The sequence below is a fragment of the Bradyrhizobium sp. genome (assembly GCF_022844465.1).
GTDB lineage: Bacteria > Pseudomonadota > Alphaproteobacteria > Rhizobiales > Xanthobacteraceae > Bradyrhizobium.
On sequence record NZ_JALHLP010000002.1, the window covers coordinates 275,040 to 290,752 of the forward strand.

At 65.6% G+C, this 15,713-nt stretch carries 13 protein-coding genes; 2 read left to right on the plus strand and 11 right to left on the minus strand.

Features of this window, described 5'->3' with window-relative positions:
* Positions 1-31 precede the first annotated feature (31 nt).
* Positions 32-949 (minus strand): pirin family protein, encoded by a 918-nt coding sequence (locus Q0D31_RS07545; protein ID WP_291847772.1) that lies wholly within the window; start codon positions 947-949, stop codon positions 32-34.
* Between the two features lie 170 nt (positions 950-1,119).
* On the opposite strand from Q0D31_RS07545, the gene Q0D31_RS07550 reads away from it, so the two are divergent.
* Entirely contained in the window at positions 1,120-1,686 is a 567-nt protein-coding gene (locus Q0D31_RS07550) for a GNAT family N-acetyltransferase (protein ID WP_291847775.1), read from the plus strand.
* Positions 1,687-1,698: 12 nt separating this feature from the next.
* Here the strand turns inward: Q0D31_RS07550 and Q0D31_RS07555 are convergent, their stop codons facing one another.
* From Q0D31_RS07555 to Q0D31_RS07570, 4 genes are all read right to left on the minus strand, one after another.
* A complete protein-coding gene (locus Q0D31_RS07555; RefSeq protein ID WP_291847778.1) occupies positions 1,699-3,069 on the minus strand; it encodes an MmgE/PrpD family protein in 1,371 nt (456 codons plus the stop codon).
* Positions 3,070-3,192: 123 nt separating this feature from the next.
* Positions 3,193-3,846: a DsbA family protein gene (locus tag Q0D31_RS07560; RefSeq protein ID WP_291847781.1), complete on the minus strand. Its 654-nt coding sequence runs from the start codon at positions 3,844-3,846 to the stop codon at positions 3,193-3,195.
* A 118-nt stretch (positions 3,847-3,964) separates the two neighbouring features.
* On the minus strand, positions 3,965-4,450 hold the full coding sequence (locus Q0D31_RS07565; protein WP_291847784.1) for a DUF2867 domain-containing protein: 486 nt from the start codon (positions 4,448-4,450) through the stop codon (positions 3,965-3,967).
* On the minus strand, positions 4,447-5,844 hold the full coding sequence (locus Q0D31_RS07570) for an MATE family efflux transporter (RefSeq protein WP_291847787.1): 1,398 nt from the start codon (positions 5,842-5,844) through the stop codon (positions 4,447-4,449). The genes Q0D31_RS07565 and Q0D31_RS07570 overlap by 4 nt, the downstream gene beginning before the upstream one ends.
* A 116-nt stretch (positions 5,845-5,960) precedes the next feature.
* Here Q0D31_RS07570 and Q0D31_RS07575 point away from each other — a divergent pair, with 116 nt between their 5' ends.
* A complete protein-coding gene (locus Q0D31_RS07575) occupies positions 5,961-6,656 on the plus strand; it encodes a formylglycine-generating enzyme family protein (RefSeq protein ID WP_291847791.1) in 696 nt (231 codons plus the stop codon).
* A gap of 92 nt (positions 6,657-6,748) precedes the next feature.
* Here the strand turns inward: Q0D31_RS07575 and murA are convergent, their stop codons facing one another.
* The 6 genes from murA to dnaA all read right to left on the minus strand — a co-directional run bounded on the left by murA (position 6,749) and on the right by dnaA (position 15,284).
* The gene (gene murA, locus Q0D31_RS07580) at positions 6,749-8,050 is read right to left on the minus strand and encodes a UDP-N-acetylglucosamine 1-carboxyvinyltransferase (RefSeq protein WP_291847795.1); all 1,302 of its coding nucleotides are present in this window, start codon (positions 8,048-8,050) and stop codon (positions 6,749-6,751) included.
* Between the two features lie 14 nt (positions 8,051-8,064).
* On the minus strand, positions 8,065-10,500 hold the full coding sequence (gene gyrB, locus Q0D31_RS07585; RefSeq protein WP_291847798.1) for a DNA topoisomerase (ATP-hydrolyzing) subunit B: 2,436 nt from the start codon (positions 10,498-10,500) through the stop codon (positions 8,065-8,067).
* Positions 10,501-10,788: 288 nt separating this feature from the next.
* Complete coding sequence (gene recF, locus Q0D31_RS07590; protein ID WP_291847802.1) at positions 10,789-11,937, minus strand: DNA replication/repair protein RecF; 1,149 nt, start codon at positions 11,935-11,937, stop codon at positions 10,789-10,791.
* A gap of 83 nt (positions 11,938-12,020) precedes the next feature.
* Positions 12,021-12,359, minus strand: a complete 339-nt coding sequence (locus tag Q0D31_RS07595) for an endonuclease domain-containing protein (RefSeq protein WP_291847805.1) — start codon at positions 12,357-12,359, stop codon at positions 12,021-12,023.
* Positions 12,360-12,475: 116 nt separating this feature from the next.
* Complete coding sequence (gene dnaN / locus Q0D31_RS07600) at positions 12,476-13,594, minus strand: DNA polymerase III subunit beta (RefSeq protein WP_291847808.1); 1,119 nt, start codon at positions 13,592-13,594, stop codon at positions 12,476-12,478.
* 262 nt (positions 13,595-13,856) lie between these two features.
* Positions 13,857-15,284: a chromosomal replication initiator protein DnaA gene (gene dnaA / locus Q0D31_RS07605; protein WP_291847810.1), complete on the minus strand. Its 1,428-nt coding sequence runs from the start codon at positions 15,282-15,284 to the stop codon at positions 13,857-13,859.
* Positions 15,285-15,713: the final 429 nt, after the last annotated feature.

Genomic DNA, 15,713 nt, shown 5'->3' on the forward strand with positions numbered 1-15,713 from the left:
GCGGGCGCGCATGAGGATGCGCAGCCATAGCTCACTCCGGCAGCGGAATGAACTCGTGTTCCTGCGGAACCGCGGCAAAGCGCCCGGTTTTCCAGTCCTGTTTGGCCTGCTCGATCCGCTCCTTGCTGGAGGAGACGAAATTCCACCAGATGTGACGCGGGCCTTCCAGCGCGTCGCCGCCGAGGAACATCATCCGGGTCGGCTTGAGCGCCCTGACGGTGATGCGGTCGCCGGGGCGGAAAATCAAAAGGCGCGGCCCCTCGTAGCGTTCGTTGGCGATCTCGATCTCGCCCTCAATCAGGTAGATCGCGCGCTCCTCATGGTCGGGGTCGAGCGGCACCGAGGTTCCGGCCTGCGCGGTCACCTCGGTATAGAACCAGGGCGACACCATACTGACCGGGGACTTCACCCCGAAAGACGCGCCCGCGATAATGCGCGCCGTAAAGCCGTTGTCCTGCACGGTCGGCAGGCTCTCTGCCGCATAATGCTGGAACGACGGCGCGATTTCCTCGGAGCCGGCCGGCAGCGCGATCCAGCTTTGCAGGCCCAGCATCTTCTGTCCGTCGCGCCGCTGCACGTCGGGCGTGCGTTCGGAATGCGCGATACCGCGTCCCGCCGTCATCAGGTTCATGGCGCCGGGCTGAATCTCCTGGATGTTGCCCTCGCTGTCGCGGTGCAGGATGCTGCCGTCGAACAGGTAGGTGACGGTGGCAAGCCCGATATGTGGATGCGGCCGCACGTCCATGCCCTTGCCGGCCATGAACTGCACCGGGCCGAAATGATCGAAGAAGATGAACGGGCCGACCATCTGCCGCTTGCCGTGCGGCAGCGCGCGCCGCACCGCAAAGCCGTCGCCGAGATCGCGGGTGCGCGGCACGATCACAAGATCGAGCGCGTCGCAGGATTGGGGATCGCCGAGCACGGGATCGTTCGAGGGTTGCCAACTCATGGGGGCTCCGGGAAGTTTACGGCGATCATAGCGGGTGTTGTTGCACTGAGTCGTCGTGCCCGGGGTTGTCCCGGGCATCCACGTCTTCTATGCCGACAAGGAAATAAGACGTGGATGGCCGGGTCAAGCCCGGCCACGACGTGAATGACAAACCGTGATCGAGGAAACCGATGATCGCTCCGCTCAGGCCCGGCGTCAGAATTCCGCAAGCCAATGGCCCCGTGATCGAGACCGAGCGGCTGCTGCTGCGGCCCTGGCAGGGGTGCGACATCGCGCCTTATGCCGCGATGCTGTCGGATCCCGGCACCGCGCGCTTCATCACGGTGGACGGCAAGCCGGTCGTTGACGAAATGATAGGCTGGCGGCATGCGGCGGTGATGGCGGGACACTGGGTCCTGCACGGCGTCGGCATGTTCGTGGTCGAGGAGAAATCCTCCGGCAAGTTCGCCGGGCGGGTCGGGCCGTGGTCGCCGCCCGGCTGGCCTGGCTTTGAAGTCGGTTGGGGCATCGCCCGCGAATTTCGCGGCAAGGGTTATGCCGTCGAGGCGGCGCGGGCCTCGATCGATTGGGCATTTGCGACCTTCGACGTCGATCGAATCGTCCACAGCATCGATCGTGAAAACACCGCCTCGCAGGGTGTGGCGCGCCGGCTCGGGGCAAGCAAAGCTGACGAGGTGGAATTGTTCGGCCACCTCGCCGATGTCTGGGTCACTTCGAGGGCGACATGGCGGGGATAGAGCTCCGGGCCGCTACTGCCGCCCGAGTTGCGTCGCCTGCGAGACCCGATCAAACCGTTCCAGCGACAGGATCGCGTCGGCGAACTGATCGGCGCGATTGTTGAGCACCGGGCGGGCCAGCGTGAGGAATTTCTGCTGCATCGCCTGCGCGTCCGGAAACGAATTCGGCTCGCCGGAGGGATCGGGATAAAGCCGCTCATGCACGCCGTCCTCCGTTGTGATGGAGACGCGCGCGCCAAAGGGGTGGGTGCGGCCGATCTCCAGGCGATCGTCCTGCACCACATCGAACTTGTCGGCGAGCGCATTCACCGCGGCATCGCCGAGCCGATCGTAATCGTCCCAGCCGAACCGGCCCTGGTCGAGCGCCAGCGCGCCGGTGAAGAACATCGAGAACTGCCCGCCGACGATCGAGGTCGGATGGCGCTTGGTGGCGGCATCTCCCGTGAGCGTGATGCCGTTGCGGTGCAGGCCGATCTCGACGCGCCTGATCTGGTCCGGCGTCAGATTGTGCTCGCGACGCATCGCGATCAGCGCGTCGAGCGCGGCATGGGTATAGCGGCAGCTCGGGTAAGGCTTTACGCCGATCTTGAGCGTCTCGTAGATCTTGCCGAGCCCGGCGATCGCCTTGTCCGGATGCGCGTCGTCGCTGTAGCCGACCAAGAGGCCATGCTTGCCCTCGACCGATTCGCTCGAGCCGACAAAGTTGTTGCGGGCGAGCGTGGCGGCGATGACCCCGTTCATCGCAGCCGCCCCGACCTGGTAGCGCTTGTTCCAGGCGCCGTTGACCAGGAACTGCAGCGAGCCCGCAGCCTGGCTGCCGGAAACGCCGAAGGCGGATATGATCTGGTCCTTTGACAGCCCGAGCAGCTTGCCCGCTGCGGCAGCGGCGCCGTAGGTTCCGGCCGTCGCGGTCGGATGAAATCCGCGCGCATAATGCGAGGTCGGATCGAGCGCGTTGCCGAGCCGGCAGCACACTTCGTAGCCGGCCACGATCGCGGTCAGCACGTCGCGGCCGGAGGCGCCGACCATCTCGCCGACCGCAAACGCCGCCGGCACCACCGGCGCGCTCGGATGTAGCGAGGAGTCCGCATGCGTATCGTCGAAATCAAGGGAGTGGCCGAGCGCGCCGTTCAGGAGCGCGGCGACCGCGGGGGTCCAGGTCTTGGCATCGCCGAACACGGTGGAATCGCCCTTGCCGTCGAGCGCCAGCGCCTCCAGCATCTTGAGCAGCGCGGGCGTCGATTCCGCGTCGCGACGCGCCCGGATCGTGCTGCCGAGGAAATCCAGCGTCAGCACCTTGGCGCGCGCCAGGACCTCCGGCGGGATGTCGTCGAACCTGAGGTCGGCGACATAGGCTGCGAGCGTTGCGGTTTCGTTGGCCACGGCGTTGTCCCTCATTTCCTCGTCGTTACGAGCAAGGCGAAGCAAATCGACTACACCAGCGATGGTCCTGATGGATTGCTTCGTCGTTGATTTTGGTACGACCGCCTCCTGGTCTCGTCAACATCAGTTACGGCGGGTCAGCCCCCTGCTTTTCATGCGCCAGATCAGGAGATCGACGCGGTCCTGGCCGAAGAACGGCTCGTTCTCGAACACGAAGGTCGGCACCCCCCAATGGCCCGATGCGGCGTGGGCCTGCTCATTGTCGGCAATGATCCGCTCGTAGCGGTCGGGATCAGCGCTGACGGCCGCGTCCATGGCGGCCAGATCGAAGCCCGCTTCCGTCGCCGCCTTGGCCAGGTGATCACCCTCGTTCCAACCCGAGACACTGCCGTCCCACAGCACCCTGCCGATGGCGTAGGCCAATGGCAGCGCGCGCCCCTCGGCCTGCGCGGCAGCCGCCAGCCGGGTCAGGCGGTGGATGTAGGGCTGGTGCTCGGCGACATCGAGCGTGGTCATGTCCTGCACGATGGGGTCAGGCCGCGGAAAGCGGAACGGGATGTTCTCGTGCTCGGCGACACGGCGCGCGTCCAGCACGACGTAGCGGGCGAACTGCGGATTGGCGCGCTTGAAGAAGCCGGGCACGCGCACCGCCAGCGGATAGACCGCTCGCAGATTGACGTTCACATCATAGTCGCCGGCCATCCGCGTCGCCCTGGGTAGTGCAATGTAACTGTAGGGGCTGCGAAACGAGAAGAACAAATCGACGGACAGTGTCATGGGCGGCCCCATCGTACGGGAAGGCCTCCGAGCTTGTCATTGCGCGCCTGGCGACGCAATCCAGCGGATCGCGCGGGAGCATGGATCGCTTGCCTGCATGCTGGCCTCGGCATGATGTTCAGCCCGCGACCTGACGTAGCAGGGCCGCCACGATCCGCCGATGAAACGGCAGGATGATTGCGAGATAGGTCCGGCCAAGCCGGTTGTGCGTCCTGACCAGTGTTGTCGCGGTGACTTGCCGGACGCCGCCGGACGTCGTCACGTCCACCACGACGCGAAAATCCAGATGGCGGTCGTTAAAGCCGGCGACGAGGCGATCGGGCGTCTGGCTCACGACCGGAAATATACCGATCATGTCCATTGTCATGTCCTCCGGCGCGGCCGGGCTTGCCCCCGACGTTTTCAACCCCAGCGGCGACACCAGGATATTGCGCAGCGACAACAGCGCCTCGGCCCATCGCGGTTGACGCGCCATCATTCGCTCCGCCGCGCGCCGGGCATCGAGTTCGCAATCGCCGACCTCGATGCGGAAGGCGTCAGCGAACTGCGCTCCGGTCAGCAGCGCGTCGGCATCAACGGCAGGTGCTACCTCGCGGACGGTCATTGGGAGGCGAGCCTGCCTGCCAGCAGGCGGAAGCGGAGCAGGAGAAGAACGGCATAGGAAGCGGTTCCGACCGACAGCCCGATCCAGACGCCGACCGCGCCCCAAGGCGTCTGGAAACCAAGCCACCAGGCGCTGGTGAAGCCGGTCAGCCAGTAGCTGAGGGTGGCGAACAACAGCGGTATCCGCGTGTCGTTCATGCCGCGTAGCGCGCCGGCGGCGACGGTCTGGATGCCGTCGGCGATGAAGAAGGTCGATCCCACCAGCAGCAGCGTCGCGGAGAGCGCCGCGGCGGCATCGGTGCTTGCGCCGAGGAAAATCGCGGCGATCCCGAAGCGGCCCATGATCACGGCGAGCGTGAGGATGGCGACAAGCACGATGCCGAGCCAGATGGCGACATAGCCCGCGCGACGGACCGCACCGGCGTCGCCGCGGCCAATCGCATGGCCGACCCGCACGGTGGCGGCCATGCCGATGCCGAACGGCACCATGAAAAGGATGGCGGCGACCTGCAGCGCGATCTGGTGCGCGGCCAGCGCCGTCGTGCTGATCACGCCCATCAGCAGGCCGGCGGCGCCGAACAGGCCGTATTCCAGCAGGAACGAGAGCGAGATCGGCGCGCCGATGACGATGAGCCGCCGCATCAGCGGCCAGTCGACGCGCCAGAAACGGCCGAGCACCTGATATTTCCGGAACGGGCGGCGACGCACGGCAAACCACAGGCCGGCCAGGAAGGTGCCGAGATTGACGATCGAGGTCGCCAGGCCGGCGCCGAACAGGCCGAGTTCCGGCAGGCCGTGCGCTCCATACAGCAGGAGATAGACCAGCACCGCATTGGCCGGAATCGCCGCCAGGGTGATCCACAGGATCGGCTCGGGGCGGTGGATCGCGCTCATGAAGCCGCGGAGGGCCATGAACCACAACGCGGGCAGGATGCTCCAGGACAGGCCATGCAGATATTCCTGCGCGAGCCGGGCAGCCGTCGGCGCCTGGCCGAGCTGGAGCAGGATTGGCTCGCCGAAGAACGAAAACGCCATCATCGGCAGCGAGATCAGAAGCGCCGCCCACATGCCGACCCGGAGCGAGCGCCGGATCAAGCGCGGATCGCGCGCCCCGAAGGCCTGCGCCGCCAGCGGCGCCACCGCCGATACCAGCCCCATGCCGAAGGTGAAGCTGACAAAGAACACGGTATGCGCCAGCGCGGCCGCGGCCATCGCCTCACTGCCGAGGCGGCCGATCAAGGCGATGTCGGTCGTCATCATCGCGATCTGGCCGAGCTGCGTCAGCGCGATGGGGACGGCGAGCCGAAGGGTCTCGGTCAGCTCGATGGCGAGGTGATGTCTCGGCGCCGTCACGGCGCCGGCCGGCCCTTGCTGGATTCTATCGAGAATTGTCATGTGACGACATTGGCATGGCCGGAGGACGAAATCGTGACGGCCCGATCCAGACCACAACTTCATCGAATTCTACAAACACATTCGGGCACCGTCGCTCTGACCAAGGAAACAACACCGTGCATACTGTTACAACATCGCTGATCGCCATCGCCATGATGGCGGGTACGTCAGCCTTGGCGCAAACGCCTGAGCGCGTTCGCATCGGATCCTTCACCCTGGACGTCGCCGAAGTTACGATTGGTCGGTTCCGTGCCTTCGCCAGCGCAACCGGTCTGACCACGGTGGCCGAGCGGGAGGGCGGCGGCTTCGACTTCTCGGCGGGCTGGACGCGCCGTCGCGGGTGGAGCTATCAGCGGCCGCAAGGTGAGCCGGGCGCAGACAGCGAACCTGCGGTCCATGTCTCCTGGCATGAGGCGAGCGCCTACTGCGCCCATGCCGGCGGACGGTTGCCGTCAATGGCGGAATGGCGAAGCGCCGCCTACACCGAGCAGCGCGACCAGCCGACGGACGGGTTCGTCAAGGGTCGCACCTATGCCTATCCCGTTGGCGACCAGCCTGACGGCATGAACAACAACCGCCGCGCCCATGTGGCGGTCGGAACCACCCGGCGCGGCGTCAATGGCCTCTACGACATGGGCGCCAATGTCTGGGAGTGGACCGCCGACCGGCGCGGCGATGACGCGCTCACCGCCGGTGGCTCCTGGTGGTACGGCCCGGAGCAATCGCGCGCGGATGCTGCGCAGTGGAAGGCCGCCAACTTCTTCGCGGTCTATGTCGGCTTTCGCTGCGCCTATGACGCGGCACCCGGCTGAGCTGACCCTCCCCGGAAAGGCGGCCGACGAGCCCGCCGACAACTCGTTCTTCGACCGCGGCCTGGAGCTTCATTGTTGCCGCAATAGCAAGTTCAGGCGCTTCGCGCCCGCTCCGGCACACGGGTGATCTTTGCACCGAGCGCATTGAGCCGCTCCTCGATGCGCTCGTAGCCGCGCTCGATCTGGTCGGCGTTGTTGATGGTCGAGGTGCCTTCGGCGGCGACCGCCGCCAGCAGCATGGCCATGCCGGCGCGGATGTCGGGCGAGGTCATCGGCGCGCCGCGCAGCCGGCTCGGTCCCGCCACGATCGCCCGATGCGGATCGCACAGCACGATCCGGGCGCCCATCGAGATCAGCTTGTCGACGAAGAACATCCGCGACTCGAACATCTTCTCGAACATCAGGATCACGCCGTCGCACTGCGTGGCGGTGACGATGGCGATCGACATCAGGTCGGCCGGGAACGCCGGCCACGGCTGGTCCTCGAGTTTGGGCACGTGGCCGCCGAAATCGTCCTGGATTTTCATGGTCTGGCCCGATGGCACCACCAGGTCATCGCCATCGACGCTGCAGACGATGCCAAGCCGTTCAAAGCCCATCCGGATCGATCGCAAATGCCCGACGCCGGCCCGCGCGATCCGCAGCGGCGAGCGCGTCACCGCGGCGAGCCCGATCAGCGAGCCGACCTCGATATGGTCGGGCTGGATGGCGTAGCGCGCGCCGCCGAGCGTCGCCGGGCCGTGCACGATGATGGTGTTGGTGCCGATGCCCTCGATCTTTGCGCCAAGCGCGACGAGGAAATGCGCGAGATCCTGCACATGGGGCTCGGAGGCGGCGTTTCGCAGATAAGTGACGCCGTGGGCGCCGACCGCCGCCACCAGCGCGTTCTCGGTGGCGGTGACGCTGGGCTCGTCGAGGAAGACGTCGGCGCCCTTCAGCTTCGCGGCGCGGAAGACCAGCCGGTCCGTCGCGGTAACGGTGGCGCCGAGCTGCTCGAAGGCCAGAAAATGCGTGTCCAGCCGCCGCCGGCCGATGACGTCGCCGCCGGGCGGCGGCAGCGCCACCTCGCCGCAACGGGCCAGTAGCGGTCCTGCCAGCAGGATCGAGGCCCTGATCCGCGCGCACAGCTCGGGATCGAGATCGGCGGCGCGGACGTCCCTGGCGTGGATTGCCAGCGTGTTGCGCGCCTTCCATTCGGCGGATGCGCCGACCGAGCGGATCAGTTCGACCAGCGTCTCGGTGTCGCGGATCCGCGGCACGTTTTCCAGCGTGACCGGATGTTCGGTGAGCAGGGCGGCGGCGATGATCGGCAGCGCGGCGTTCTTGTTGCCGGACGGCTCGATGGTGCCCGAGAGCCGGTGGCCGCCTTCAACGATGTACTGAATGGGAGGCACGGGCGCTCGGTGCCTCACACGTCGACATTGGCGCTGAGCGAGTTGTCCTGGATGAATTCGCGGCGCGGCTCGACCACGTCACCCATCAGCTTGGTGAAGATGTCGTCGGCCTCGTCGACCTCCTTGATCTTGACCTGCAGCAACGAGCGTTCGTTGGTGTCGAGCGTGGTTTCCCAGAGCTGGCTGGGGTTCATCTCGCCGAGGCCTTTGTAACGCTGCAATGAAACGCCCTTGCGGCCGGCGTCGGTCACCGCCTCGAACAGGCTGACCGGCCCGTGGATCGCCGTCTCCGAATCCTTGCGGCGCAACAGGCCGGGCTTCGGATAGGCCTCCTGCAGCCTTGCCGCGTAGTCATCGAGCTTGCGCGCATCCGCCGAGCCGAGCAGGGCGTCGTCGATAACAGCGACATCCTTGACGCCGCGGACGGTGCGCTCGAACGAGAAGCCTTCGCCCTCGCTGAAGCGCCCGATCCAGCCGCGCTCCACCTCGTCGGCCAGCGCATCGAGGCGCCTGGCGATGTAGTCGGCGGCCGCATTGGCGGTGGCGACATCGCTGGTGATCTTCGGGCTCAGCACGCCGGCGATCGCGGCCTGTTCGACCACCTTGCGGTTATAGCGGCTGTGCAGATTGCCGAGAATGCCGCGGATGATGCGCGCGTCCTCCACCAGCGACAGCAGGTCGCGACCGGCGCGCTCGGAGCCCGACGCAGGCTTGAACACGCAGTCATCGAGGCCGGTTGCGATCAAATAGTCTTCCAGCGCGCGCTCGTCCTTCAGGTACTGTTCGGACTTGCCGCGCGTCACCTTGTAGAGCGGCGGCTGGGCGATATAGAGGTGGCCGCGGTCGATCAGCTCGCGCATCTGGCGATAGAAGAACGTCAGCAGCAGGGTGCGGATATGGGCGCCGTCGACGTCGGCGTCGGTCATCACGATGATCTTGTGGTAGCGCAGCTTGTCAGCCGAGAAATCGTCGCTGATGCCGGTGCCGAGCGCGGTGATCAGCGTGCCGATCTGTTCGCTGGACAGCATCTTGTCGGTGCGGACCCGCTCGACATTGAGGATCTTGCCGCGCAGCGGCAGCACCGCCTGGAATTCGCGGTTGCGGCCCATCTTGGCGCTGCCGCCGGCCGAGTCGCCCTCGACGATGAACAGTTCGGATTTGGCGGGGTCCTTTTCCTGGCAGTCGGCGAGCTTGCCGGGCAGCGAGGCGTGGCCGAGCGGGCTCTTGCGGGTCAGCTCGCGGGCCTTGCGGGCGGCTTCGCGCGCGGCGGCCGCCTGGATCACCTTGCCGACGATGACTTTCGCTTCGCTCGGATGTTCCTCGAACCACGCCGCCAGCGCCTCGTTGAGGACGTTCTCGACCACCGGGCGCACTTCCGAGGACACCAGCTTGTCCTTGGTCTGCGAGGAGAATTTCGGGTCCGGCACCTTGACCGAGAGCACGGCCGTAAGACCCTCGCGGCAATCGTCGCCGGTCAGCGCGATCTTCTCCTTTTTCGCGTTGGCCTCGGCATAGCCGTTGACCTGGCGCGTCAACGCGCCGCGGAAGCCGGCGAGATGGGTGCCGCCGTCACGCTGCGGGATGTTGTTGGTGAAGCACAGCACGTTCTCGTGGTAGCTGTCGTTCCACCACAGCGCCGCCTCGACGGCGATATCGTTCAATTCGGCGCGGACCATGATCGGGGAAGGCACGATCGCCTTCTTGTTGCGGTCGAGATATTTGACGAATTCCTCGACGCCGCCGTCGTAACGCATCGCCTCGCGCTTCTCCACCGCGTGGCGCATGTCGGAGAGCACGATATTGACGCCGGAGTTCAGAAACGCGAGCTCGCGCAGGCGATGCTCCAGCGTCGCGAAGTCATACTCGATGTTGGTGAACGTCTCGGTGGAGGCAAGGAAGGTCACCTCGGTGCCGCGCTTGCCGTTGGCGTCGCCGACGACCTTGAGCGGGGCCACCGCGTCGCCATGGGCGAACTCGATGTAATGCTCCTTGCCGTCGCGCCAGACCCGTAGCTTCAACTTGCTGGACAGCGCGTTGACCACGGAGACGCCGACGCCGTGCAGGCCGCCGGAAACCTTGTAGGAATTCTGGTCGAACTTTCCGCCCGCGTGCAGCTGGGTCATGATGACCTCGGCCGCGGAAATGCCCTCGCCCTTGTGAATGTCGACCGGAATGCCGCGACCGTCGTCGCGCACCGTCACCGAGCCGTCTGCATTGAGCACGACTTCGACCGCGGTGGCATGACCCGCGAGCGCTTCGTCGATCGCGTTGTCGACGACCTCGTAGACCATGTGATGCAGGCCGGACCCGTCATCGGTATCGCCGATATACATCCCCGGCCGCTTGCGCACGGCGTCGAGACCCTTCAACACCCGGATCGATTCCGCGCCATACTCGATGGGAACGGGATGGTTGGTGTCGGCAGGGGTCTGCCGGGCAGGTTCTGTCATGTGAGGCCTTCGAGGGTGTCCCGAATCAGCTGCGCAGCATGAGGCGCTGATTGATCCATTTGTGCCATGAAAGAGGCATTGCGCCTAGCCCAATCTCTCTATCAGTAACTTGTTGATTAGATGATAATTTTTATCGCTATTTCAAGCTGCCGAAAGGCCGATTTCAAGGGTTTGTAAAAGCCCGATTCGGAGCCTCTTTTCTGGCCCCCGAATGGCCGGCTTCTTTATGTCTTGTGCGCCAGCATGGTGCCTCGACCGCGGGCCGGCGCGACGCTTGCGGGTCCGCGGTCAGGGAGCCAAGACGCGGCGGCTGACCTGGCCGGCGTCCACGTCGAAAATCTCGCCGCCGGCGCCGATGTCGGCGAATGCGGCGGGGTCGGCGCCGGTCATCCAGACCTGCGCGCCGAGACCGGCCAGTTCGTCGAACAGCGCCTTGCGCCTGGCAGGATCAAGATGCGCCACGACTTCGTCGAGCAGCAGCAACGGCACGATGCCGGTCGTTTCGGCCACCAGGGCGGCGTGAGCCAGCACCAGCCCGATCAGCAGCGCCTTCTGCTCGCCGGTAGAGGCGTCGCGCGCCGGCATGTTCTTTGGCGCGTAGATCACCTGCAAGTCGGTGAGGTGAGGGCCGTCCAGCGTGCGACCGGCCGCGGCGTCGCGGGCGCGGCTGGCGCGCAGGATTTCGCGGTAGCGATCCTCGACCGCCGTTGCCGGTTCATTGACCAGCGCGTTTTCCATCCAGCCGTCCAGCATGATCTGCGCCGACGGGAAGGCGGAAGCCGCGCCGCGCTGGCGCAGCATGGCGGCAAGCTTGGTCACGGTCTGGCCGCGGGTGGCGGCTACGGCCACGGCCAGTTCGGCGGTTTCGCGCTCGATGGCGCCGCACCAATGGTCGTCGTAATTGCGCACCTCAAGCAGGCGGTTGCGCGAGCGCAGCGAGCGCTCCAGCGCCGAGACCCGGCTGGAATGTTCGCTGTCGATCGCCAGCACCAGCCGGTCGAAGAAGCGCCGGCGTTCGGAAGCGGCGCCGAGGAACAGCCCGTCCATCGAAGGCGTCAGCCACACCATGCGCAGATGATCGCCGAACGCCGTTGCCGAACTCACCGTCTCGCGGTCGATCCGGCAGCGCCGGCCTGACGCGGCCGCCTCGGTGCCCGGCGCGTCGATGCCGGTTCCGAGCGTGGCGAGCCCGAGCGCGCCCTCAACCTCGGCCGATACCGCCCAGGAGCCGTCGCCCTGATTGTCGGCGACATCCTCCATCGTCGCGCGCCGCAGGCCGCGTCCCGGCGAGAGAAATGATATCGCCTCCAAGCAATTGGTCTTGCCGGCGCCGTTCGGGCCCACCAGCACGATGACAGCGCCCGATGCCTGCACGCTCGCCGCCCGGTAATTGCGAAAATGCGTGAGGGACAGGCGGTGGATGCGGGCGGGGGTCATAAGGAGCGTCGGTCTTTTCTTCCCCTCTCCCCTTGTGGGAGAGGGTGGCGCCTCACGAAGGGAGGCGACGGGTGAGGGGTATCTTACCGCCCGGCAAGCTTTGCGAATATATCCTCCAGAACGGCAGAAGGTTGTTGCAGGCCGTCATTGTTCCAGTACCGCTCGATTCGAAAACCCTCCGCCACAAGGATGGAATCCCGTGCCGCATCACGAACAGACGATGCGTGCTGACTCCCATCAATTTCGATGACAATGCGTTTCTCGAAGCAGACAAAATCGAGAATGAAGTTTCGGAACGGGACTTGCCGACGGAATTTGAAACGCGCGAGCCGCCGGTCGCGAAGCAATCGCCACATCGCCAGTTCCGCATCAGTAGGCTCGTGGCGCATTTTCTTTGCGAAGCCGCGGATGCGTTTGGCCACGGGTCTATGGTTTGGTGCCTGCGGCGCGAACCCCTCACCCGTCGCCGAACTTCGTTCGGCGCCACCCTCTCCCACAAGGGGAGAGGGGCAATCACGGTCTTGTTCGCGCGAAATCGTCACACCCGCATCGGCATCAGCACGTAGAGCGCGCCCTTGTGGTCCTTGTCCTGCACCAGCGTCGGCGAGCCGGGGTCGGCCAGGCGCAGCACCGCGACTTCGCCTTCGATCTGAGCGGCGATGTCGAGCAGATAGCGCGAGTTGAATCCGATATCGAGCGCCTCGGCGGCATATTCGACCTCGAGCTCCTCGGTGGCGCTGCCGGAATCCGGATTGGTCACCGACAGCACCAGCTTTCCGGGAGACAGCGCCAGCTTCACCGCCCGCCCGCGCTCGCTGGAAATGGTCGAGACGCGATCGACGGCGGCCTCGAAATCCTTCTTGTCGACGATCAGTTCCTTGTCGTTGTTCTGCGGGATGACACGGCCGTAATCCGGAAACGTGCCGTCGATCAGTTTCGAGGTCAGCACCACATGGCCGATGGTGAAGCGGATCTTGCCTTGCGACAACTCGATCGAGACTTCGGCCTGGTTGTCCTCGATCAGCCGCTGTACCTCGCCGACGGTCTTGCGCGGCACGATCACGCCGGGCATGCCGGCCGCGCCGCCGGGCAGCGCCAGGTCGATCTGGGCCAGGCGATGTCCGTCGGTGGCTACCCCACGCAAGGTTGCAGCCTTGGTGCTGCCGGCCGTGTGCAGATAGATGCCGTTGAGGTAGTAGCGGGTTTCTTCGGTCGAGATCGCAAATTGCGTGCGGTCGATCAGGCGCTTGACGTCGGCCGCAGGCAGCGAGAACGAATGCGTCATGTCGCCGGCGGCGAGATCCGGGAAGTCGCTCTCAGGGAGGGTTTGGAGCGTGAAGCGCGAACGGCCGGCCCGGATCGCCAGCACCGAGCGGTCGCCGTCGGCTTCGAGAACGATCTGCGCGCCATCGGGCAGTTTGCGCACGATGTCGTAAAACATATGCGCCGGAACGGTGGTGGAGCCGCCGGTCGCGGTTTCCGCCGCCAGCGTCTCGGTCACCTCGAGGTCGAGGTCGGTTGCCTTGAGCGAAAGCCGGGCGCTTTCGGCACGGACCAGGACGTTGCCAAGGATCGGGATGGTGTTGCGGCGCTCGACCACGCGGTGGACGTGGCCAAGCGACTTCAGCAGTTGCGCGCGTTCGACGGTGACCTTCATTGCAATACCCGCCAGATCCCAAGATGGAAAGGCCGGGCGGCCCGTAAAGGCAGCGCCGCGGCCATGGAGACCCCGAAAAGCCGGATCAACGTCGGATTTGATCAAACCCAAGGGGGGACCGCAAGTTGGCGCGGATGGCCCGCCGGTGCAAGGGAGCAGGTCCCCGTTCCCCCACTTTTGGCGCAGAAAATGCCAAAAGCGGTCCTCCCCCCCGCGCGAGTTGCGCGAGGGGATGCGGCGAAATCAGCCTATTTCGGCGGGGTCATTCCTGCAGCTGCCGCTTCAGCGAGTCGACTTCCTCGGACAGCGCCGTATCCCTGGCGACCAGGCCCTCGATCTTGCGCACGGCGTGCAGCACCGTGGTGTGGTCGCGTCCGCCGAAGCGGCGGCCGATTTCCGGCAGTGAGCGCAGCGTCAGCGTCTTCGCCAGATACATCGCGACCTGGCGCGGTCGCACCACGTTTGCGGTGCGCCGGGACGACAGCAGGTCCGAGCGGCTCACATTGTATTGCCGGGCCACGACCCTCTGGATGTCTTCGATCTTGATCCGCTTGGGCTCCTGCGGCCGGATCAGGTCGCGGACCTCGCGCTCGGCCATTTCCAGCGTCACCGGCTGGGCGTTGAGCTTGGAATGGGCCAGCAGGCGGTTGATCGCGCCTTCGAGATCGCGGCCATTATGGGTGATGGTGCGGGCCAGATAATCCAGCACGGTTTCCGGCACGTCGAAACTGGCATGATGCGCGCGGGCGGCCGCCACCCGCGACTTCAGGATTCCGAGCCGCAGTTCTTCGCCGAGCGAGCCCATCTCGACGACGAGGCCGCCGGCCAGCCGCGATCGAACGCGGTCGTCGAGGCTTTCCAGATCGGACGGCGGGCGGTCGGCGGCAATGACCACCTGGCGCCCGGCATCGATCAGCGCGTTCAGCGTGTGACAGAACTCGGCCTGGGTCGATTTGCCCTGCAGGAACTGCAGATCGTCGATCACCAGCACGTCGATGCCGCGCAGGGCTTCCTTGAAGGCCAGCGCCGTCTGCGTCTTCAGCGCGGCGACGAAGCCGTACATGAATTTCTCGGCGGTGAGATAGAGCACCTTGCGTTCATTCCCGGAATTACCGGCCCACGTCACCGCCTGCAAGAGATGGGTTTTGCCAAGGCCGACGCCGGCGTGGATGTAGAGCGGGTTGAACATGACGGGATCGCCGCGACGCCCTTCGGCGACCTGACGCGCCGCCGCGTGCGCTAGCGTGTTGGAGCGGCCCATGACGAAACTGGCGAAGGTCAGACGCGGATCCAGCGGCGAGCCGCCGAGGGCGTCATGGTTCGCAGACACCGGCGCGGTCGCGACCGCGCGCAATTCAGGCGCAGGCCGGCCGTCGGCACGCTCAACGCGGCGCTGCTCGGCCGGCGCGGCTTCTTTTGCGGGCGGAGCGCATCGCATCGCGGTGCGCACCGTCAGGTCGATTCGATGCACTTCCGGCATCTCCGCCTGCCAGCAGGTCAGAACCCGGTCGGCGTAATGCGCCTGGATCCAGCTCTTGAGGAACCGGGTCGGAACCGAAAGCTGGACGCTTTCGTCTTGTACGCCCTCCAGGTCCATGCGCGCAAACCAGCTGGTATAGACGTCCTCTCCGACACTTGTCCGCAACCGTCCCTTCACCCGTGACCAGCGATCTTGTTCGGTATTTTTCATCGTCTGCAAACTTCTCTAAAAGAGTAAAGGTGCCACGCGAACGCATCATGCAGAATCCCTGCCGGACGTGACCGCGAAGCCGGGCTCCAGGCGCGATCCAGCGTCCGGCGAAAACGCCGTTGCTCAAATCGATGTCTGGATAATTGCGAGGCTTCCGCGAGGTCAGCGCTTACTCGACGGTCTTTCCGGAGCACGCGTGGGAGGCGGACTGCAAACGAGGATGAGGGGCGCCGATGTGGTTTCCGTAGAAATGTGCGTGTCGGATGCCGCGATGATTCCGTAAAGCATACTACCTCCCCCACTCACCGCGAAAGCGCGCGTTGAGCTATCAGATCGTAAGTGTTTCCAAAGCCAGTCCGCCGCCACCAAACATCAAATATGTCCGGCGCTGCCGCCGCCGCGTAACCCCAGTCTGTCGCCTTCAACACG